The organism is Dokdonella fugitiva, from assembly GCF_004342425.1.
In the GTDB taxonomy this organism is placed as follows: domain Bacteria; phylum Pseudomonadota; class Gammaproteobacteria; order Xanthomonadales; family Rhodanobacteraceae; genus Dokdonella_A; species Dokdonella_A fugitiva.
Map to the genome: position 1 here is coordinate 11,125 of NZ_SLWQ01000013.1, position 20,798 is coordinate 31,922.

General features: G+C 69.8%; 18 protein-coding genes. 13 read left to right on the plus strand and 5 right to left on the minus strand.

Annotated features, from left to right (window positions below):
• Window positions 1-12 precede the first annotated feature (12 nt).
• The 3 genes from EV148_RS16990 (at window position 13) to EV148_RS17000 (ending at window position 5,917) form a co-directional block, all read left to right on the plus strand.
• Window positions 13-3,891 carry a YhdP family protein gene (locus EV148_RS16990; protein WP_241988137.1) on the plus strand — a complete coding sequence of 1,293 codons (3,879 nt, stop codon included), beginning with the start codon at window positions 13-15 and terminating at the stop codon, window positions 3,889-3,891.
• Between the two features lie 116 nt (window positions 3,892-4,007).
• Entirely contained in the window at window positions 4,008-5,450 is a 1,443-nt protein-coding gene (tldD, locus tag EV148_RS16995; protein ID WP_132000051.1) for a metalloprotease TldD, read from the plus strand.
• Window positions 5,447-5,917 carry a hypothetical protein gene (locus EV148_RS17000; RefSeq protein WP_132000052.1) on the plus strand — a complete coding sequence of 157 codons (471 nt, stop codon included), beginning with the start codon at window positions 5,447-5,449 and terminating at the stop codon, window positions 5,915-5,917. Before tldD ends, EV148_RS17000 begins: the two co-directional genes overlap by 4 nt.
• A 9-nt stretch (window positions 5,918-5,926) precedes the next feature.
• Here EV148_RS17000 and yjgA read toward each other — a convergent pair whose 3' ends face one another.
• Window positions 5,927-6,466, minus strand: coding sequence for a ribosome biogenesis factor YjgA (gene yjgA, locus EV148_RS17005; protein WP_132000053.1), 540 nt, complete (start codon window positions 6,464-6,466; stop codon window positions 5,927-5,929).
• A gap of 24 nt (window positions 6,467-6,490) precedes the next feature.
• Between yjgA and pmbA the strand changes: the two genes are divergently transcribed.
• The gene (gene pmbA / locus EV148_RS17010; protein WP_132000054.1) at window positions 6,491-7,846 is read left to right on the plus strand and encodes a metalloprotease PmbA; all 1,356 of its coding nucleotides are present in this window, start codon (window positions 6,491-6,493) and stop codon (window positions 7,844-7,846) included.
• Between the two features lie 246 nt (window positions 7,847-8,092).
• On the plus strand, window positions 8,093-8,518 hold the full coding sequence (locus EV148_RS17015; RefSeq protein ID WP_132000055.1) for a DUF4870 domain-containing protein: 426 nt from the start codon (window positions 8,093-8,095) through the stop codon (window positions 8,516-8,518).
• Between the two features lie 121 nt (window positions 8,519-8,639).
• On the opposite strand, the gene ispA is transcribed toward EV148_RS17015, so the two are convergent.
• From ispA to tdh, 4 genes are all read right to left on the minus strand, one after another.
• Window positions 8,640-9,524: a (2E,6E)-farnesyl diphosphate synthase gene (ispA, locus tag EV148_RS17020; RefSeq protein ID WP_132000099.1), complete on the minus strand. Its 885-nt coding sequence runs from the start codon at window positions 9,522-9,524 to the stop codon at window positions 8,640-8,642.
• Between the two features lie 205 nt (window positions 9,525-9,729).
• Complete coding sequence (locus EV148_RS17025) at window positions 9,730-9,981, minus strand: exodeoxyribonuclease VII small subunit (RefSeq protein WP_132000056.1); 252 nt, start codon at window positions 9,979-9,981, stop codon at window positions 9,730-9,732.
• Between the two features lie 11 nt (window positions 9,982-9,992).
• Window positions 9,993-11,372: a tRNA lysidine(34) synthetase TilS gene (tilS, locus tag EV148_RS17030; protein WP_241988136.1), complete on the minus strand. Its 1,380-nt coding sequence runs from the start codon at window positions 11,370-11,372 to the stop codon at window positions 9,993-9,995.
• A 16-nt stretch (window positions 11,373-11,388) separates the two neighbouring features.
• A complete protein-coding gene (tdh, locus tag EV148_RS17035; RefSeq protein WP_132000101.1) occupies window positions 11,389-12,411 on the minus strand; it encodes an L-threonine 3-dehydrogenase in 1,023 nt (340 codons plus the stop codon).
• Window positions 12,412-13,386: 975 nt separating this feature from the next.
• Here tdh and EV148_RS17040 point away from each other — a divergent pair.
• The 8 genes from EV148_RS17040 to EV148_RS17075 all read left to right on the plus strand — a co-directional run bounded on the left by EV148_RS17040 (window position 13,387) and on the right by EV148_RS17075 (window position 20,700).
• Window positions 13,387-13,923 carry a response regulator gene (locus EV148_RS17040; protein ID WP_182518719.1) on the plus strand — a complete coding sequence of 179 codons (537 nt, stop codon included), beginning with the start codon at window positions 13,387-13,389 and terminating at the stop codon, window positions 13,921-13,923.
• A 43-nt stretch (window positions 13,924-13,966) separates the two neighbouring features.
• Window positions 13,967-14,926, plus strand: coding sequence for a tRNA (adenosine(37)-N6)-dimethylallyltransferase MiaA (gene miaA / locus EV148_RS17045; protein ID WP_132000058.1), 960 nt, complete (start codon window positions 13,967-13,969; stop codon window positions 14,924-14,926).
• A 146-nt stretch (window positions 14,927-15,072) separates the two neighbouring features.
• Entirely contained in the window at window positions 15,073-15,354 is a 282-nt protein-coding gene (gene hfq, locus EV148_RS17050; RefSeq protein ID WP_132000059.1) for an RNA chaperone Hfq, read from the plus strand.
• 207 nt (window positions 15,355-15,561) lie between these two features.
• Window positions 15,562-16,977: a ribosome rescue GTPase HflX gene (gene hflX, locus EV148_RS17055; protein WP_132000102.1), complete on the plus strand. Its 1,416-nt coding sequence runs from the start codon at window positions 15,562-15,564 to the stop codon at window positions 16,975-16,977.
• A gap of 137 nt (window positions 16,978-17,114) precedes the next feature.
• Window positions 17,115-18,155 (plus strand): FtsH protease activity modulator HflK, encoded by a 1,041-nt coding sequence (hflK, locus tag EV148_RS17060; RefSeq protein WP_132000060.1) that lies wholly within the window; start codon window positions 17,115-17,117, stop codon window positions 18,153-18,155.
• Complete coding sequence (hflC, locus tag EV148_RS17065; RefSeq protein ID WP_132000061.1) at window positions 18,155-19,015, plus strand: protease modulator HflC; 861 nt, start codon at window positions 18,155-18,157, stop codon at window positions 19,013-19,015. Before hflK ends, hflC begins: the two co-directional genes overlap by 1 nt.
• A gap of 4 nt (window positions 19,016-19,019) precedes the next feature.
• The gene (locus EV148_RS17070; RefSeq protein ID WP_132000062.1) at window positions 19,020-19,205 is read left to right on the plus strand and encodes a DUF2065 domain-containing protein; all 186 of its coding nucleotides are present in this window, start codon (window positions 19,020-19,022) and stop codon (window positions 19,203-19,205) included.
• Between the two features lie 202 nt (window positions 19,206-19,407).
• On the plus strand, window positions 19,408-20,700 hold the full coding sequence (locus tag EV148_RS17075) for an adenylosuccinate synthase (protein WP_132000063.1): 1,293 nt from the start codon (window positions 19,408-19,410) through the stop codon (window positions 20,698-20,700).
• The last annotated feature ends 98 nt before the right edge of the window (window positions 20,701-20,798 follow it).

Genomic DNA, 20,798 nt, shown 5'->3' on the forward strand with positions numbered 1-20,798 from the left:
CGTGTGACGACGATGCTGCGGGTGTGCCTGCGCCGGTTGCGCTTCGCGCTGCTGGCGGTGGCGGCGACCTGCGTGATCCTGCTCGGCGTGCTCGCCGGCATCACCCAGCTGGCGATGCCGTGGCTGACCCAGCATCCAGGGCAGATAGAACGCTGGCTGTCGGACCGGCTCGGTCGCGAGGTCACCATCGGCCGCCTCGATGGGCGCTGGGTCGGCGGCGGACCGCTGCTCGCGCTCGACGACGTGCGCATCGCCGGCCGCGCCGGTGCCGCGCCCATGGTGGTCCCGCACGCGGAACTCGCATTCGACCTGCTCGCCGCCGTGCAACGCAACAAGGCGTTCAGCGAATTCCGCATCGCCGACGTCGAGCTGCGCCTGGTCCACGAGGGCGGCGAGTGGAAGCTGCGCGATTTCGACCTCGGCGCTTCGTCGCCACACGACGAGCCGATGTCGATGGGTGCACTCGGTGCGCTCGAAATCACGCGCCTCAAGCTCGCCATCGACGACCCCGCGCACGACCTGCACCTCAAGCTCGCCGCGCCGGTGGTCCGCGTGCTCAACCGCGATCCGGTCATGCACGTCGTCGGCCGCGTGCGTAACGCGGCCGACGACGCGCCACCGGTCGAGTTCGTCGCCGATCTCGACCCGGCCGAGCGTTCGGGCGATGTCTACGTCGGCGGACGCGATCTCGACCTCGCCGCGTTCGCGGGCACTTCACCCGCCGGCGTGCGCCCACTCGGCGGACGCGGCGCAGTGCAATTCTGGCTGCACTTCGCCGCGGGGCGCATCGACGACGCGCGTGCGCGCATCGACCTCAAGGATGCGCGTTTCGCCTCGGCCGAGCCGGTCGCGGTCGGCGACGGCGCGCTGGTGGAGCCGCGTGCCGCGTTCGACCGGCTCGCCCTGGTCGCGCGCTGGATGCGCGACGCGGACGGCTGGACGCTCGACGTCGCCGATTTCGTCGCGGCCGCGGACGCCACGCCGGCGCGCTTCAGCCTCGAACGCCGCGGCGTCGCCGCGTCGCCGCGCTGGCGCGCCGGCGCGAGCGCGGTCGCGCTCGAGCCCATCGCCGATCTCGCGATGCTGTCCGCGCGCGTGCCGGCGGAACTGCGCCGCTGGCTCTACCTCGGCCATCCGCGCGGCCAGCTCGGGCAGGCGCAGCTCGAGCTCGACGGTACGACGTACGCGGTGCGGGCGGACCTGCGTGGTGGTGAAGTCGCGAGCGTCGGCGCGATCCCCGGCATCGAGGGCCTCGACGTCGACGTCGTCGGTGACGAAGCGGCGCTGCTCGCGCAGTTGCCGGACAAGCCCCTGCGCGTGAACCTGCCACGCGTGTTCCGCAAGCCGTTCGCGTTCTCCCGCCTCGGCGGCGACGTGGTCGCGCGCCGGATCGACGACGGCTGGCGCATCGAAACCGATCGCATCGGCTTCGAGGGCGAGGGCTATGGCGGCGAGCTGCGTGGCCGCGTCGACGTCGCGGCCGGGCGGCGGCCGAGCGTGGACCTGTACGCGATCGCCACGCACGGCGACGTCGTCGCGGCGAAGCTGTTCTGGCCGACCAATACGATGCCGCCGCAGGCGGTCGCCTGGCTCGACCGCGCGCTGGTCGGCGGCCGCCTCGAGCAGGGGCGCGTCGCGATCCACGGCGATCTCGCCGACTGGCCGTTCCACGATCGCGCCGGGCGCTTCATCGCCGTCGGCACCGTGGATGACGCGACGCTCGCCTATCACGAGGACTGGCCGCCGGCCGAGCACATCCACGGCATCGCGACGTTCGTCAACGACGGCATGAACGTCGAAGCGGACGCGGTCAGCACGATGGGCAACAAGGTGACCACGGCGAGCGCGACGATCGAGGACTTCGGTCCGCTCGTGCTCGACCTGTCTGCGAAGGGCGAGGGCAGCGGGCCGAACCTGCTCGCGTTCCTGCGCGCGACGCCGATCGGCAAGCGTTACCAGGACCAGCTCAGGGACGTCGCGGTCGGCGGCCGCGGAGCGGTTGCCTTCACGTTGAAGCTGCCGATCAAGGAGGCCGAAGCGCTGGCGCTGGAGGGCAAGGTCGACCTCGCCGGCGCGCGCATCGACCACGAGGCCTGGGACCTGCATTTCAACGATGCGCACGGCGTGTTGCGCTTCAACCAGAAGGGCTTCCTCGCCGACGCGCTCGACGCGACGTTCCGCGAGCGCAAGGCCAAGCTCACGGTGGCGATCGGCGGCTACGTCGCCGATCCGCGCCATGTGTTCGAGGCGAGCGTCGCCGGGACGTGGCCGGCGACGAGCGTGTTCGCCGACGTGCCGCCGTTGCTGCCGATGCTCGGCAGCGTGCAGGGCGAATCGGCGTGGACCGCGCGCGTCGGCATCGACCATGCCGTCGACGGCAATGCGCGCGCCGTGCTCGCGCTCGACAGTGACCTCGTCGGTACCGCGATCGGGTTGCCGCCGCCGCTCGCCAAGGCGGCCGACGCGAGCGTGCCGTTCCACCTCGACCTCGGCTTGCCGTACGCAGGCGAGGAATTCAGCGCGCGGCTCGGCGCGATCGCCGGCCTGCGCGGGCGCGCGCCGGGCAACGGCCGCGCATTCGGCGCGCGCGTCGACTTCGGCGAAGGCGCGGTCGGCGCGCCGCCCGCGCAAGGCATCGCGATAGGCGGGCGCGTGGCGCGCCTCGACGCGGGCGCGTGGCTCGACCTCGTCGAGAACGGCAGCGGCGGCGCCTCGATCGTCAATTCGCTGGACCTGCGCGCGGATGATTTCGTCTTCGGCGGGCGCGAGTTCGACGACACCGGCCTCGCGATCGAGAACACGCCGGCGAAGACCACGATCCGCATCGACGGCGCGGCGCTCGCGGGCACGCTCGACGTGCCCCGCGGCGACCTCGCTGCGGGCGGGATCACGGCCACATTCGCGCGCGTGCACTGGCCGGAGGCGCCGCCCGACGCACCCGATGCCGGCGCGCTCGCCGACGTCGCGCCGGGTTCGCTGCCGCCGCTCCACCTGAGCGTGGAGGACTTCCAGCTCGGCAAGGCGAGCTTCGGCAGCGCGCGTTTCGAGAGCCACCCCATCCCCGGTGGCATGCAGATCGACACGCTGCAATCGCATTCGCCGAACGTGACGATGGTGGGCAGCGGCGACTGGACGGGCGGCGCGATCGAGAACCGCTCGCGCATGTCGATCCAGCTCAGCGCGCAGAATCTCGGGCGCATGATGGATGCGCTCGGTTTCGCCGGGCTCATCGACGGCGGCAGCACGAAGGCGACGATCGACGCGAGCTGGTTCGGCCCGCCGTCGGCGTTCGCGCTGCCCAAGCTCGACGGCACGCTCGCGATCGACGTCGCCGAAGGACGCATCCTCGACGTCGACCCCGGCGCAGGACGCATCTTCGGCCTGTTCTCGCTGACCGAGATCCCGCGTCGCCTCAGCCTCGACTTCAGCGACTTCTTCCGGTCCGGCCTCGGCTTCAATTCGATCAAGGGCACGTTCCGCCTCGCCGGCGGCAACGCCTACACCGACGGGTTGCGCATCGACAGCCCGGCCGCCGAGATCATCGTCAGCGGACGCACCGGCCTGCGCACGAAGGACTACGACCAGCTCATGGACGTGCGCGCGCGCGCTGGCGCGACCTTGCCGATCGTCGGCGCGCTCGCCGCGGGCCCGGTCGGCGCGGCGGCGGGCCTGGTCATGCAGGGCATCTTCAACAAGCCGATCGGCAAGGCCGTCGCGCGCCGTTACAAGGTGTCCGGTTCGTGGGACAAGCCGCAGATCACCCTGCTTTCGCGCACCAAGGCGGGAAAGCGCCCCGATGCGCCGCAGCTGCCTGAACCCGAGCCGGTGGAAGAGCTCGTGCCGCCGTGGCAGGTCGTGCCCGGCGGCGGCGAGGGCGGCAACCGGCCCTAGCGGCGCATTGCAACAGGCCCCGTTGTGGTCCAGCATGCGCGGCCCCATCTTTCCGGCTGGTTCCGCCCGCCGCGCAGCGGTGCGAACCCTTTCGTTTTTCCTGCCTGGTTGCCTTCATGTCCGATCTCATCGCCGTCGCCGAACGCCAATTGCTGAGTCCGGGCGGGCTCGCCACCCGCGATCTCGACGGGGTATTCGCGCGGCTCATGGGGCCCTCGATCGACGCGGCGGACCTTTATTTCCAGCATTCTCGATCCGAGTCGTGGGTACTCGAGGACGGCATCGTCAAGGACGGCTCGCATTCGATCGAGCAGGGCGTCGGCGTGCGCGCACTGTCCGGCGAAAAGGCCGGCTTCGCCTATTCCGACGAGATCGTGCTGCCGGCACTGGTGGAAGCCGCGACTTCGGCGCGGGCGATCGCACGGGCCGGCTCGAACGGCGTCGGCAAGCCGCTCGCGATCGCGAGCGCGCGTGCGCTGTATGCACCGGTCGACCCCATCGACAGCCTGTCGAACGAGGCGAAGATCGCCGTGCTGCGCGAGGTCGACGCCGCCTGTCGTGCGGCCGATCCGCGCGTGAAGCAGGTCATCGTGAGCCTCGCCGCCGCGGTCGACACCGTGCTCATCGCGCATTCGGACGGCACGCTCGCCGCCGACGTGCGCCCGCTCGTGCGCATGAACGTGCAAGTGATCGCCGAGGCGAACGGCCGGCGCGAGTCGGGCAGCAGCGGAGGCGGCGGCCGCTACACCTTCCCCGAACTGCTCGAGAACGGTCGCGCGCACGCGTTCGCGCGCGAGGCCGTGCGCACGGCGCTGGTCAACCTCGACGCGGTGCCCGCGCCGGCCGGCAACATGCCGGTCGTGCTCGGCCCCGGCTGGCCCGGCGTGCTGTTGCACGAGGCGATCGGCCACGGTTTCGAGGGCGACTTCAACCGCAAGGAAACCTCCGCATTCGCCGGCATGCTCGGCGAGAAGGTCGCCGCCGATGGCGTCACCGTGGTCGACGACGGCACGCTCGCGGCGCGGCGCGGCTCGCTCAGCATCGACGACGAAGGCACGCCGACGAACTGCACGGTGCTGGTCGAGAACGGCGTCATGAAGGGCTACATGCAGGACAAGCTCAACGCGCGCCTGATGGGACAGCGTTCCACTGGCAACGGCCGGCGCGAATCGTTCGCGCACCTGCCGATGCCGCGCATGACCAACACCTACATGCTGCCGGGCGAGCGCGATCCCGGCGAGATCATCGCGTCGGTGAAGCGCGGCCTCTACGCGGTCAATTTCGGCGGCGGCCAGGTCGACATCACGAACGGCAAGTTCACCTTTTCGGCGAGCGAGGCGTACCTCATCGAGGACGGCAAGGTCACGCGTCCGGTGAAGGGGGCGACACTCATCGGTTCGGGTGCGGACGTGCTCAAGCGCGTGTCGATGATCGGCAACGACCTCAAGCTCGACGAAGGCGTCGGCGTCTGCGGCAAGGACGGCCAGAGCGTACCGGTCGGCGTCGGCCAGCCGACGTTGAAGATCGACGGCATGACGGTCGGGGGCACCGCGGCGTGAGCTGGGCGCGTTCGTCGCCGGCGCGCTGGCTCTTCGTCTTCGCCGCTGCATCGCCCGGAGCATTCGCGCAGGCGAAACCGATCCGCGCGCCCGTGCCGACATCCGCGCTCGCGACGCGCGCCTGCGCGACATTGCAGCATCGCGTCGATGCGGCAGTCGGCGACGCACCGCTGTTCCTGCGCAGTGGATTCGATTTCAACGCGGATCGCGACGGCGTATGGATCGAGGGCACCGCGCAGGCGGCGCTCGCCCATCACGTGCGAGGCGACGAGGCGGCGGCGATGAAGCGCCTGTCCCGTGTCGCGCGCGAATTCGCTCCGGGCGGTTATGCCTGCGCGACGCGCGAACCGCGCATCACGACCGGATTGGCGGGCGATGCGTACTACTTCCGCTGTCCGCACCTCGGCGCGACCGCGTGGATCGCATTGGCGGCGACCGCTACGAACCCCCATGTCGCCGCGCGTTGACGGCCGCCGTCATTCCGCGGTGCCGGCGTCGGACTCGCTCGCCTCGCGCAGCACGCGGAACAGTTCGCGGTACGCGTGTGGCGGCTTGTCGGCCTTGCGTTCGGCGAGCGCATTGCGCACGAGCTGGCGCAGCCGCTGGCGATCGGCGGAAGGATGCTGGTCGATGAATTCACCGAGGGCGTCGTCGCCTTCGCCGAGCAGGCGCTCGCGCCAGGCTTCGAGGCGGTGCATCGCCGCGGTTTCGCGATGCGCCTTCTCGCGGTCAACGCCGAGCGCATAGCGGATGGCCTCGATCGACTCCTCGTCGAGCTTGCGCATCTGCTTGGCGAGGTACTGGTTCTGGCGCTTGCGGGCGATGTGCGACGTCACCGCGCGCGTGCGCCGCACTTCCTGGCGCAGGTCGTCGTCGAGCGGCACGCGCGCGAGCTCGGCTTCGCTGAGGTTGGCGAGCGTCTCGGCCAGCTTGAGGATGTCGAGCGCCTCGCGCCGCAACTGGCTGCGGCTCGGCCCAAGGGCCTCCGGCGATTCGTCGTCGTGCAGGTCGTGCATCACGGTTTCCAGGATAATGCAGCAATGAATGCCATCGTGACCGACAAAGATACCAGCTCCGCCGACCTCGACCGCCTCGCCGCGATCGCCGAAGACGTCGTGCGCCTCGCGCGCGCGAAGGGGGCGAGCGAAGCCGATGCGGCGGCGAGCGTCGATCTGGGCCTCGCCGTCGGCGTGCGCCTCGGCGAAGTCGAGACGGTCGAGCGCACGCGCGACCGCGGCGTTTCGGTGACCGTCTATTTCGGCAAGCGCAAGGGTTCGGCGAGCACCGCCGACCTCGACCCGAAGTCGATCGAGCAGACGGTCGAGCACGCCTGCGCGATCGCGCGCCATACCGAGGAAGACCCGGCGAACGGGCTCGCCGATCCGGCCCTGCTCGCCACGACCATCCCGGAACTCGACCTCTGGCATCCGTGGGACATCACGCCCGAGGAGGCGATCCGCCTCGGCATCGAGATCGAGGAGGCCGGGCGTTCGCATGATCCGCGCATCGACAATTCCGATGGCGCATCCGTGCAGGTCGGCGCGTCGCTTACCGCGTATGCGAACACGCTCGGTTTCGTCGGCACCGAGCGCGGCACCAGCCACACGCTGTCGGTCGCGCTGATCGCCGAAGACGCGGCGGGCATGCAGCGCGACTACTGGTACGACAGCGTGCGTCGCGCGAGCGATTTCGCCAGCGCGGCCTCGATCGGGCGCAAGGCGGCCGAGCGCACGGTCGCGCGCCTCGGCGCGCGACGGCTGTCGACGCGTGATTGCCCGGTGTTGTTCGTGCCGGAAGTCGCGCGCAGCCTCGTGGGCCATTTCCTCTCCGCGGCGAGCGGTGGCGCGCTGTACCGGCGCGCGAGCTTCCTGGTCGACCACGTCGGCAAGGCCCTGTTCCCGCGATGGATGCAGATCGTCGAGCGACCCCACATCCCGCGCGGCCACGGCTCGACCGCATTCGATTCCGAGGGCGTCGCCACGCGCGACTCGGACCTCGTCCGCGACGGCGTGCTCGCGCGCTACATCCTCGGCAGCTATTCGGCGCGCAAGCTCGGCCTGCAGTCGACCGGCAACGCGGGCGGCGTGCAGAACATCGTCGTGCAGCCCGGCAGCGACGACTTGCCCGCGCTGTTGCGGCGCATGGGCACGGGCCTGCTCGTGACCGAACTCATGGGGCAGGGCGTATCGCTGGTGACCGGCGACTATTCGCGCGGCGCGACCGGGTTCTGGGTCGAGAACGGCGAGATCGCCTACCCGGTCGAAGAGATCACGATCGCCGGGAACCTGCGCGACATGTACGCGAACGTCGTCGCGGTCGGCCGCGACGTCGACCCGCGCTCGCACATACTGACCGGCTCGATCCTGCTGGAACGGATGACGGTTGCGGGCGAATGAGGCCGGGGGCTGAACAGCATTGCGGCTCCACGCCCCGGCATACGACCCACGGCGACGAGTTCGCGGCAGAGGGTTGCTCCGATGAGACGCGGTGGGCGGATCAGGGCGCGACAGCGCCGGATACGCCGCTCCGCGGCTTGATCCAGCCTGCAGGCCTCGCCCCGGCACCTCCCCATGACTTCCGCGCTATTGTGACCCCGCACGGCGGCGCCCAGATCGGTACTGCCCCCACAGCGGAGAGCGTGCATGAACGAGAGCGAGAACGGCACGGGTAGCAGCACCACGAACGCAGCATCCGGCGTCCTGCCGGCCGCGACGTCGAACGACGATCGCACCTGGGCGCTGATCGGCCACCTGTCCGCATTCAGTGCGTTCATCACGGGCATCGGCTGCGTGATCGGGCCGCTGATCGTCTGGCTGGTGAAGCGCGACACCTTGCCGTTCGCGGCCGACCAGGCGAAGGAGGCACTGAACTTCAACATCACCGCGCTCATCGTCGCGGCGGCATTGTGGGTCGTCACGATCGGCACGTTCTTCATCGGCGCGCTGCTCACGGTACCGATCGGCCTGCTGCTGTTCGTGGCCTGGTTCGTGCTGACGATCGTCGCCGCGATCAAGGCGAACGAAGGCGTGGCGTACCGCTATCCGTTCGCGCTGCGCCTCGTGAAGTGAAGGCTCGTGCCGGCCATGCGTCACGCGCGGCCGGCATCCTTCGCGGCACGGGATGAGTCATTGCGACATTGGATCCCTGTGGACGACCCCCTGGCTGGCGCGGGATGAGTCCATGCCGGACTCAACTGGTACGGGCGGAGACGAAGAGGGCGAGGTCACGCAGGGCGTCGGTACCCGCCTCGAGCGGGGCGATTGCAGCGAGGGCGCGCGCGGTGAGCGTCGCCAGTTCCGCGCGTGACGCGTCGACGCCGAGGATCGCCGGGTAGGTCGGCTTGTTCGCCGCGACGTCCTTGCCTGCGGTCTTGCCGAGCTGCGCGGTGTCGGCCTCGATGTCGAGCAGGTCGTCGCGGATCTGGAACGCGAGGCCGATCGAGTGGCCGTAGGTTTCGAGCGCGTCGAGCGTGTCGGCGTCGCGCACGCCCGCCGCGAGTGCGCCGAGGCGCACCGACGCGCGGATCAAGGCGCCGGTCTTGTGTACGTGCATGCGCTCGAGTTCGCTGGCGTCGAGGACGTGCCCGACCGCCGCGAGGTCGAAGGCCTGTCCGCCCGCCATGCCGTGGGAGCCGCAGGCGCCGGCGAGCGTGCGCAGCATCGCGAGATGGTTCACGGGATCCGTCACCAGGGCGGGATCGTTCGCCAGCACCTCGAACGCGAGTGCCTGCAGCGCGTCGCCGGCGAGGATCGCCATCGCCTCGCCGAACACGATGTGGCAGGTCGGCCGGCCACGACGCAGGTCGTCGTCGTCCATCGCCGGGAGGTCGTCGTGCACGAGCGAGTAGGCGTGAATGATCTCGACCGCGGCGGCCGATGCATCCAGTCGCTCAGGCGCCGCGCCAAACGCGAGCCCAGTCGAGTAGACGAGCAACGGCCGCAAGCGCTTGCCCCCGCCGAGCACCGCGTAGCGCATCGCGCGATGCAACTCGACCGGCGGCTGCGCCTCATCCGGCAGCACGCGCGCCAACGCCTCGTCCGCACGCGCCGACAGCGCCACAAGTTCAGGTGTCAGCTCGTTCACGCGGGAAAGATGCTCTCGATGAAGTATGTGGCGAGCCGCATAGCGGGCCACTTACGCGGGAAAGATGCTCTTGATGAAGAGTGCGGCCATGGATGGGCGCTCCGGGATTCAGGGATGCGCAGCCTTCCACTCGAATGTCGACTCATCGTCGAAGCCGCGATCATGGACGATCGCAAAGGTCCCCTGATCGCACAAGCTACGGCACGTCGGGGTCGAAGGGCTGCGCATTTTCCGGCGCCGCCGGATCCAGCAACTGGCTCACGCGCAGCTTCGCCTGGTCGAGCGCGCCCTGGCAGTTGCGGTAGAGGGCGATGCCGCGCTCGAAGGATTGCAGCGATTCGTCGAGGCTGAGGTCGCCCTGTTCCATGCGGCCGACGAGCTGTTCGAGTTCGTCGAGGGACTTCTCGAAGTCGGCGACGTGCGAGGTATCGGTGGCGGGCTTTGGCATGGGCGCGAAAACTAGCTCAGGGCGTCGGCAAGATCAATCGCGAGGCGGTCGCCACCGCGGTGCGGGCCGCCTTCGGCGGATGTCCATTCGACGCGCGCGCCGAGGGGGGCGAGCAGGGCGGTGCCGCTCTCGCTGAGCCAGATGTCGGCGACCGCGACGAGGGTGCCCTCGGCATCGAACACGAGCGGCAGCCGGCCGCGCTTCCACGGCGGCACGCCCGCTTCCTGGAAGAGGTCACGCAGCTCGCGCGTGCGCCCGCCACTGGACAGGCGCAGGCTCTCGCCGCCGCGGCGAAAGCGTACCTGCAGCGCCGTCGGCAGGCGCACGGCGCCGTCCGGGCCGCACAGGCGCAGCACGCCGAGGTCGAGCGGCAGGGTGAGCGGGCTTCCGTCGAACGAGCCGACCCATTCGAGCGGCGGGAACTGCAGCGGCGCGAGTGCGTGCAGCAGGTCGCGATAGCGGCGTACCTCGGTCCCCGGCCAGCGCACGCAGGGCTGGCGGTCCTCGCCGGCCTCGCCGAGCTGGCGCACGAGTTCGGCCGCCTGGTAATGCGTGGGTTCGGGCAGGTCGAGTGCGCGCAGCCACCGGCGCAACACGGGATCGCGCAGCGCGGCGGGCAGGGCGAGCCACTCGCGGAACTGCAATGTCGAAGGATCCAGGCCCTGGATGCGCGCGAGCGCGCGTTCGGCTTCGACGTCGATGAATTCGGCCGCCGCGCGCGCCCAGGCGGCGCTCTGCGCGATGCTGCTCTCGGCTTCGGGCCAGCGCGCGCTGATGCGTGGCATCACCTGCATGCGCAGGTAGTTGCGGTCGATGGTCTGGTCCGCATTGCTCGGGTCGGCGATCCAGCCCAGTCGATGCTGGTCGGCGTACTCGCGCAGGGCCGCGCGCGGCAGCAGCAGCAGCGGGCGCCAGGCGAAGCCGCGGCCGAGGCGGCGCAGCGGACGCATCGCGCCGATGCCTTCGGGGCCGGAGCCGCGCAGCAGTTTCAGCAGCACGGTTTCGGCCTGGTCGTCGCGATGATGGGCGAGGGCGACGATTTCGCCGGGCGAGAGCAGGGTCTCGATCGCCGCGTAGCGCGCGCGGCGTGCGCTCGCCTCGAGGCCGAGCCCGGGGCTGCGCACGACGTCGACCGCACGGACGACGAGCTCCACGCCGAGTGCATCGGCGAACTCGCGGCAGCGGCGTGCCCACGCCTCGCTCTCCTCGTGCAGGCCATGGTCGACGTGCACCGCGCGCAGGCCGCGTGCACGCACCGCCTCCGATTGCGCCAGCGCGTGCAGCAGCACCATCGAGTCGAGGCCGCCACTGAATGCGGCGAGGATCGGCGTCTGCGGCAACTCGGCGAGCGCCGATTCGATGATGTCGCGGACGCGGCGGCCCGGAGTCATGCCGGCGGTCTTCGCATCAGGCCCAGGAACAGACCACCTTGCCGCAGTTGCCCGAATCCATGAGGTCGAAACCCTTCTGGAAATCGTCGATGTGGATCTGGTGCGTGAGCACCTTCTGCAGCGGGAAACCGGTCAGCACCATCTGCGTCATCTTGTACCAGGTCTCGTACATGCGCCGGCCGTAGATGCCGTGCAGGGTGAGCCCCTTGAAGATGACCTTGTCCCAGTCGATGCCGGCGCCGTTCGGCAGGATCCCGAGCAGGGCGACCTTGCCGCCGTGGTACATGCAATCGAGCATGTCGCTGAAGGCGCGCGGGTTGCCGCTCATCTCGAGCGCCACGTCGAAGCCTTCCATGTGCAGGTCCTTCACGACGTCCTTGAGCGACTGCTTGGACACGTTGACGACGCGCGTCGCACCCATGTCGGCGGCGAGCTTGAGGCGGTAGTCGTTGACGTCGGTGACGACGACGTTGCGCGCGCCGACGTGCTTGCAGATGCCCGCGGCGATGATGCCGATCGGGCCCGCGCCGGTGATGAGCACGTCTTCGCCAATGACGTCGAACTCGAGCGCGCAGTGCGCGGCGTTGCCGTAAGGATCGAAGAACGCGGCGAGTTCGCTCGGGATCTGGTCGGGAATCGGCCACAGGTTCGACGCCGGCACCGCCACGAACTCGGCGAACGCGCCATTGCGGTTGACGCCGATGCCGACCGTGTTCGGGCACAGGTGCTGCTTGCCTGCGCGGCAGTTGCGGCAGACGCCGCAGACGATGTGGCCTTCCGCCGAGACGCGCTGGCCGAGGCTGTAGCCGCGCACGCCCGGGCCCATGTCGACGATGCGGCCGACGAACTCGTGGCCGATCACCAGGCCCGGCTTGATGACGCGCTGCGACCACTCGTCCCACTTGTAGATGTGCAGGTCGGTGCCGCAGATCGCGGTCTTCTCGAGCTTGATGAGCACGTCGTTGGGGCCGATCTCCGGAACCGGGACTTCCTCCATCCAGATTCCACGCGCGGCTTCGCGCTTGACCAGGGCCTTCATCATCTGCGACATGGACGGGCTCGATGCGGGTGGGAAAACCCGGGGATTATACGCCGCCCACGCGGGCGCGGCGCAGCGCTCGCGCACGAATCGCAGGCTTGGCCCGGGCGCCGCGCGTCATCGATGCCGTCGCCGGCCATCGTGGCGCGGCGCCCCTGTCGTCGCAGCAGGTGCACGAGCGCGACCTTGTCGGCGCGCGCGCGAGATCGCGCTGCGCCTCACCGATACCGAGCCGGCGTGCGATCGCCGTGGTCGTCGCGAGCCGCCATGACGATGCGCACGCCTTCGCGCAACGCATCGAGCGGCCAGCGAGGCGACCGTCGACGACGAGGTGCATCACGCTCGCGCCGTCTGCGCGCACGCGCCGCAGTGAAGAGGCGTCGATGCCGTGCCCGCGCGGGAAACCGGCATGGCCGGGCGCGACGGCGCGCCCGCCGACCCGACCGCGCATCGATGCCGGTCGTCGATGCGAAGTCCGACACCCGCTCGGCACGCGTTCGCTAGCCTGGTCGTGGCCCGCGGCGATGAGCAGCACCTCGTCGGCCACCCAGCCGGGTGCGGGCATGACCTCGCGAACGCGGCCGGCCTTCGGTGAGCGTGCCGGTCTGTCGACGACGAGCCCGTCGATGCGGCGCATCGCGGAACACCGGCCTGCGCCGCGCGACCGCCGGCGACGATCGCCCCGTCACGCTCACCGCGTCTGTAACCGCTTTCATTGCGCAGCAGGCCCTTCGAGCTCTTAGTGGCGCAGCGCGTCGATGCCGATGCCGCGATCGGCCGCCAGCCGGCCGATGCTCAGGGACGCGCGATGGCGGGTGTTCATGCATGGGAGGGTAAACCGCGGGCCAGGTTCCGGGTCGAACACCTCGCCCCGGTGGCAAATGAGAACGGGTCGGCTTGTGCGCCTGCGGCATTGCGCGGACACTAAAGCCCTGTGTCATGCAAGTGGCATAGGGGGGAATCGACGGGGGGTCGATGGATATTCTCGGTTTTTTCAAGCGTCTTTTCGGTGCGGGCGGCAGCGAGCGCGCGCCGCCGCAGCGTCGTGCCGGACCGCGCCTGAATGCGCGCGGCGGCATGCGCGTGCTCGTGGTCGACGATTCGACCACGGTCGTGACCCTGCTCGGCCGCATGCTGCGGCAGAACGGTTACGTCGTGCTCGAGGCATTCGATGCGGAGAAGGGCGTCGAGCTCGCGCTCGCCGAGCGGCCCGACCTGGTCTTCCTCGACATCGTGTTGCCGGGCATGAGCGGCTTCGCCGCGCTGCGCCAGTTGCGCCGGCAGCCGGCCACGCGCGACATCCCGATCATCATGATGAGCGGCAACGAGCAGGCGACCGAACAATTCTATGCGCAGCGCATCGGTGCGGACGACTTCATGAAGAAGCCGTTCTCGCGCTCGGAAGTATTCATGCGCATCGAGAACCTGCTCGACGTCTCGCTGCTGCCGCGCCGCCACTACATGCACGCTTCCGCGCAGGGCGCCGCGCCGGAGTCGTCGCCATTCCCGTGAACCGCGCGCACGCGTGCGCCCGGGATGGCACCCTACGCGCCGCATGAACCGGACCGACCAGCGCCCGCGCGCGATCTTCCTGATGGGCCCGACCGCGAGCGGCAAGACCGCGCTTGCGTGCTTGCTCGCCGAGCGTTTCGGGCTCGACCTCGTGAGCGTCGATTCGGCGCTCGTCTATCGCGGCCTCGACATCGGTGCCGCCAAGCCCGATGCGGCGACGCTCGCGCGCCATCCGCATCGCCTCGTCGACATCCGCGACCCGGCGCAGGCGTACTCCGCGGCCGACTTCCGTGCCGACGCGCTCGCCGCCATGGACGAGATCACGCGCGCAGGGCGCGTGCCGCTGCTCGTCGGTGGCACCGGCCTCTACTTCCGTGCACTCGAGCACGGCCTGTCGGCGTTGCCGGATGCAGATCCCGATGTGCGCCGCCGCCTGGCCGACGAGGCGCGGGAAGCGGGCTGGGCCACGTTGCACGAGCGCCTGCGCCGCCTCGACCCGCTGGCCGCCGAACGGATCCGCCCCGGCGACGCGCAGCGCATCCAGCGTGCCCTCGAGGTGATCGAGCTCAGCGGTCGGCCGCTGTCGGCGCAACAGGACGGCCCGCGCTCGCGACTGCCGTGGCGAGTGCTCAAGCTCGCCCTCGTGCCGGCCGAACGTTCGCTGCTGCACGAGCGCATCGCGCGGCGCTTCGACGCGATGCTCGCCGAAGGTTTCCTCGACGAGGCGCGCCGCCTGCGCGCCGACCCCGCCTGGCACCCGGACCTGCCGGCCATGCGGGCAGTCGGTTATCGCCAGGCGTGGCCCTGCCTCGATGGCGAAATCGACGTCGCGACATTCCGCGACCGCGCCGTCTTCGCCACGCGCCAGCTCGCCAAACGTCAAATTACGTGGCTGCGCAGCGAGCTCGATGCACGCTGGTTCGACCCGGATCGAGGCACGTTGGCCGACGATGCGTCGCGCGCGTTGGCGTTGTTCGGCCTTGGCGGCGATCCGTCGTCATAACTGTGGACGGCGTCGTTTTCTTTTGTGGGAACAAATCGTTAAGATGACGAAACTGAATGCGGGTTGAATCGGACGTGACGCGCGGCTGGGTAGCGGTCACACGACCTTTTGCCGGTTCGGGGTTCTCGGTGCAGGAGAAGAAGACCATGTCCAAGGGGCAGTCCTTGCAGGATCCGTTTTTGAACGCGTTGCGCCGCGAGCGCATCCCCGTATCCATCTATCTGGTCAACGGCATCAAGCTGCAGGGCACGGTCGAGTCGTTCGACCAGTTCGTCGTCCTGCTGCGCAACACGGTGAGCCAGATGGTCTACAAGCACGCGATCTCGACCGTCGTGCCCTCGCGCAACGTGCGCGTGGGCGGCGCGGAAGGGCACGCGCCGCATGCGGCACCCGCGCCGGAAGCGCACGAGGAGAACGAAGGCGCCTGAGCCCGGGCCCTTGAAGCGCCGTGCCCGCGGCCACACCAAGGGCTCTCCGGGCGGGATCTGCACGAAACGGCGATCCGCCCGTTGCGGCACGGCGGCGGCTCCGGCTTGCGGAACCGTCGTACGCGGAGGGCGCTCGCGCCGCCGCGCGCGATCCGTCGTGGATCGTGCCGCTGGAATTTCCCAACGCCCTGTCGCGAGGCCACTCCGCTGTTCGAACGATCCAGGAAAGGTGAGCGCGCGCTGCTGCTGCAGCCGCAGGCACCCGGGCGCGCCGATCCGCTCGCGCTCGATGAGTTCTCCGAACTCGCACGCTCCGCCGGCGCCACCGTCGTCGGCAGCCTGACCGCGCGCGTCGAGCGGCCCAATCCGCGCTACTTCGTCGGCACCGGCAAGGCCGAGGAGCTGCGCGACCACCGGCGCGCGCTCGACGCGGATCTCATCCTCGTCAATCATGCGTTGAGCCCGGTACAGGAGCGCAACCTCGAGAAGCTCACCGAGTGCCGCGTGGTCGACCGGACCGGCCTCATCCTCGACATTTTCGCCCAGCGCGCGCGCTCGCACGAAGGCAAGCTGCAGGTCGAGCTCGCCCAGCTCAAGCACATGTCGACACGCCTCGTGCGCGGCTGGACCCATCTCGAGCGCCAGCGCGGCGGCGCGATCGGCTTGCGCGGCCCGGGTGAAACGCAGCTCGAACTCGACCGCCGCCTGCTCGGCGAGCGCGTCAAGCAGCTGCAGAAGCGCATGGAAAAGGTCGAGACGCAGCGCGCGACCGCGCGCCGCTCGCGCCAGCGCAACGAACTGCCGGTGGTCGCGCTGGTCGGCTACACCAACGCGGGCAAGTCGACCCTGTTCAATGCGCTCACGGGTTCGTCGGTGTATGCGGCCAACCAGCTGTTCGCGACGCTCGACCCGACCCTGCGCCGCCTCGACGGCCTCGACTGCGGCCCGGTCGTGCTCGCCGACACCGTCGGCTTCATCCGCGACCTTCCGCACGACCTGGTCGCGGCGTTCCGCTCGACGCTGGCCGAGGCGCGCGACGCCGACCTGTTGCTGCACGTCGTCGACGCGTCCGATCCGGAGCGCGACGAGCGCATCCTCGACGTCGAGCGGGTGCTGCAGGAAATCGGCGCCGACGAACTGCCGCAGATCCTCGTCTACAACAAGATCGACCTGCTGGACGGCGCCGCCGACGGCGGAGCGCACGGCGCCGACGGCGAAGATGCGCGCGCCGCGCCGGTGGTCGCGCCGGGGCGCGTCGACTACCTCGACGGCGGCGAATTGCCGCGCGCATGGGTGTCCGCGGTCGAAGGCTCGGGCATCAACGGCCTGCTGCGGGCGATCGGCATGCGCCTCGGCGACGAGCGCGTGCGTGCCGAGCTCCTGCTGCCGAGCGACGCGGGCCGCCTGCGCGCGCGCCTGCATGCGCAAGGCCTCGTCGCGGCGGAACGCGTCGACGAGAGCGGTTGGCACATCCGCATCGACGCGCCGCGCGCGCTGGTCGAACCGCTGTTCGGCCTGCCCGGCGGCGATGGCGACTGGCTGCGCGCGCGCTTGCTTGCCGCCGCGGAAGGCCCTACCTACAATCGAACGACGGCACGGGCCGACCTGCGCGATCGTCCATGACGTTCGACGTCGGCGATCGCGTTCCGGTTCGCGACGTCGATCCCGCGCGGTCCGGTCGAACGCATCCGCAGCGGCCGCCTCCGGCCGCGCTTCCACGAAGATCCTGGCGCTTGCGTCCCGCAGCGAGGTAAATAGCGATGGCATGGAACGAACCCGGCAGCGGCAAGCAGCGCGATCCATGGAAGGATGGCGGCAACAGCGGCCCGTCGCCGGATTTCGATGCCCTCGCGCGGCGCCTGCGTGACTTCTTCAATCGCCTGTTCGGCGGCGGTGGCGGCGGCGTCGCGATCGCGCTGGTCGGCGCGCTCATCGCCTGGTGCGCGTGGGACAGCATGGTGCGCGTCAACGCGAGCGACACCGGCGTCGTGCTGCGCTTCGGGCGCTTCTCGCGCCTGATGACGCCGGGCATCAACTTCAAGTTCCCGCGCCCGGTCGAGAGCGTGGTGCCGGTGCCGATCGGCAAGACGCTGCAAACCAACGACCAGGTGCGCATGCTGACCAAGGACGAGAACATCGTGCTGGTCGATTTCAACGTGCAGTACCGCATCAGCGACCCGCGGTTGTTCCTGTTCGGCGTGCGCGACCCGGACGGCACGCTCGGCCAGGCCGCGGAAAGCGCGGTGCGCACCGTGATCGGCGGCAGCGACATGGACACGATCCTCTCCGGCCAGCGCAGCGAACTCATGGTGCAGGCCAAGCAGCTGTTGCAGGCCAACCTCGACCAGTACAAGGCCGGCCTGTCGATCAGCGAGCTGAACTTCCAGAACGTGCGCCCGCCGCAGGACGTCAAGGACGCATTCGACGATGCCAACCGCGCCCTGCAGGACAAGCAGCGCGCCGAAGAGGAAGCGAAGGCGTACGCGAGCCAGGTCGTGCCGGAGGCGCGCGGCGACGCCGCCGCGGTGCGTGCGGAAGCGGAAGGCTACAAGAGCAAGGTCACGGCGCGCGCCGAAGGCGATGCGCAGCGCTTCAACCTGGTCGAATCGCAGTACAAGGCCGCGCCCGAAGTCACGCGCAAGCGCCTCTACATCGAGGCGATGGAGCAGGTCGTCGGCAATACGCCGAAGGTGATCGACCTTTCGTCCGGCAAGAACATCCTCAACCTGCCCGGCGCAGCCGACGTGCGCGTGCCCGCGGCGACCATCGTCACGCCCGATCCGGGCAAGGGAGGCCGCTGATGCGTACCGCACCAGTCGTCGCGTTGCTCGTCGCGCTGCTCGTCGCCGCCAATTCGATGTTCGTTGTCAGGGAAGGGCAGACCGCGATCCTGCTGCAGTTCGGGCGCATCGCCCACACCGGCTACGAGCCGGGCCTGCATTTCCGCATACCGCTCGTGCAGCAGGTGCAGCATTTCGACCAGCGCGTGCTCACGCTCGATTCCGCGCCCGAACGCTACCTCACCTCCGAGAAGAAGGACGTCAACATCGATTTCTTCGTGAAGTGGCGCATCTCCGACCCGGCGAAGTTCTTCGTCGCGGTCGCCGGCGACGAGAGCAATGCGCAGCGCCTGGTCGTGCCGATCGTCAAGGAGGGCCTGCGTACCGCGGTCAACTCGCGCACGCTGCAGGAACTCGTCTCGGGCGGGCGCGCCGACGTCACCCAGCACCTCGTCGCCGATGCCAACGGCAAGACGCAGGGCCTGGGCATCGACGTGCTCGACCTGCGCATCAAGCGCATCGACCTGCCCGAGGACGGCACGGTGATCGGCTCGGTCTACGAACGCATGCGCTCGGAACGCAAGAAGGTCGCCAGCCAGTTGCGCGCCGAGGGCGAGGAAGCCGCGCGCGCGATCAAGGCCGACGCGGCGCGCCAGGTGCAGGTGATCAATGCCGAAGCCTATCGCGACGCGCAGAAGACGCGCGGCGAGGGCGATGCGGCGGCCGCGCAGATCTATGCCGCCGCGTACGGGCGCGATCCGGAGTTCTACGCGTTCTACCGCAGCCTCGAGGCGTACAAGGAAGCGCTCGGCGGCTCCAACGGCACGCTCGTGCTCGACTCGAAATCCGAGTTCCTGCACTACCTGCAGGACAGCAAGTAGGCGCGTGGGCGAGGCGCTCGCCAGCGCGCTCTGTCTCGTGCTCGTGCTCGAGGGGCTGTTCCTGTTCGCGGCGCCCGCCGCCTGGAAGCGCATGGCCGAGCAATTGCAACAGATCGAACCGCGCCGCCTGCGCCTGTTCGGTGGCGGCATGGTCGTGATCGGCCTGATCCTGCTCAGGATCGTCCACTGATAGCCTCCCGGCCGTCGGCACGGTGTGCGCGGCGGCCACAGGCACTACAATTCGCGGGTCAACCGCGGCGATCCGGCGGGTCCGGCGCCGCCCGCGTCGTACCGTCTCCATCGCCTCCGCCACGGCCCGGCCACGGCGGTCGCCGGGGCCAGCCGTCCCGGTCGCGCACCATCGCACTCATACTCGCATCAGGAACAATCGCATGGGCAAGTCAGTCGTCATTCTCGGCGCGCAATGGGGCGACGAAGGCAAGGGCAAGATCGTCGACCTGCTCACCCAGGACATCGGCGCGGTGGTGCGCTTCCAGGGCGGCCACAATGCCGGCCATACGCTCGTCATCAATGGCAAGAAGACGGTACTGCACCTGATCCCGTCGGGCATCCTGCGCGACGGCGCGCTGTGCCTGATCGGCAACGGCGTCGTGTTGTCGCCGGCGGCGCTGCAGAAGGAGATCGCCGAGCTCGAGGGCAACGGCGTCGAGGTGCGCTCGCGCCTGAAGATCAGCCCGGCGACGCCGCTGATCATGCCGTACCACATCGCGCTCGACCAGGCGCGCGAGAAGGCCGCGGGCGGCAAGGCGATCGGCACGACGGGCCGCGGCATCGGGCCCGCGTACGAGGACAAGGTCGCGCGCCGCGGCATCCGTGTCGCCGACCTGCACTACCCGCAGCAGCTAGGCGAACTGCTGCGCACAGCGCTCGACTATCACAATTTCGTGCTGACCAAGTACCTCGGCGTCGATCCGGTCGACTACCAGAAGACGTTCGACGAAGCGCTCGCGTTCGGCGAGTACGTCGAGCCGATGAAGTCCGACGTCGCCGGGATCCTGCACGACCTGCACAAGCAGGGGCGCAAGGTATTGTTCGAGGGCGCGCAGGGCGCGTTGCTCGACATCGACCATGGCACGTATCCGTACGTGACCTCGTCGAACACGACGATCGGCGGCGCGCTCGCCGGCGCGGGCGTCGGCGCCGACTACATCGACTACGTGCTCGGCATCGCCAAGGCCTATGCGACGCGCGTCGGCGGCGGTCCGTTCCCGACCGAGCTCGACGACGAGATCGGCCAGGGCATCCGCGACCGCGGCCAGGAGTACGGCGCCTCGACCGGCCGCCCGCGCCGCTGCGGCTGGATGGACATCGTCGCGCTCAAGCGTGCGGTCGCGATCAATGGCATCACCGGCCTGTGCATCACCAAGCTCGACATCCTCGACGGGATGGACAAGCTCAAGATCTGCATCGCCTATGAATACCGCGGCAAGCGCACCGAGTACGCGCCGCTCGACGCGGCAGGCTGGGACGAATGCACGCCGGTCTACCTCGAATTCCCCGGCTGGCAGGAATCAACCCACGGCATCACCGAATGGGACCGGTTGCCGCCGGCGGCGCGTGCCTACCTGCGCGCGCTCGAGGAACTGGCGGGCTGCCCGCTCGCGATCGTCTCGACCGGCCCCGACCGCGACGCGAACATCGTTCTGCGCGATCCGTTCGCCTGACCCTGGTCGATCGCCACGGAGCGCATCATTCGTGGATGCGCTCGTTGGCGCGTGCGCATTGACGCATCCGGTCCCGCCGGTCGGGCGGCGTCGGGTCG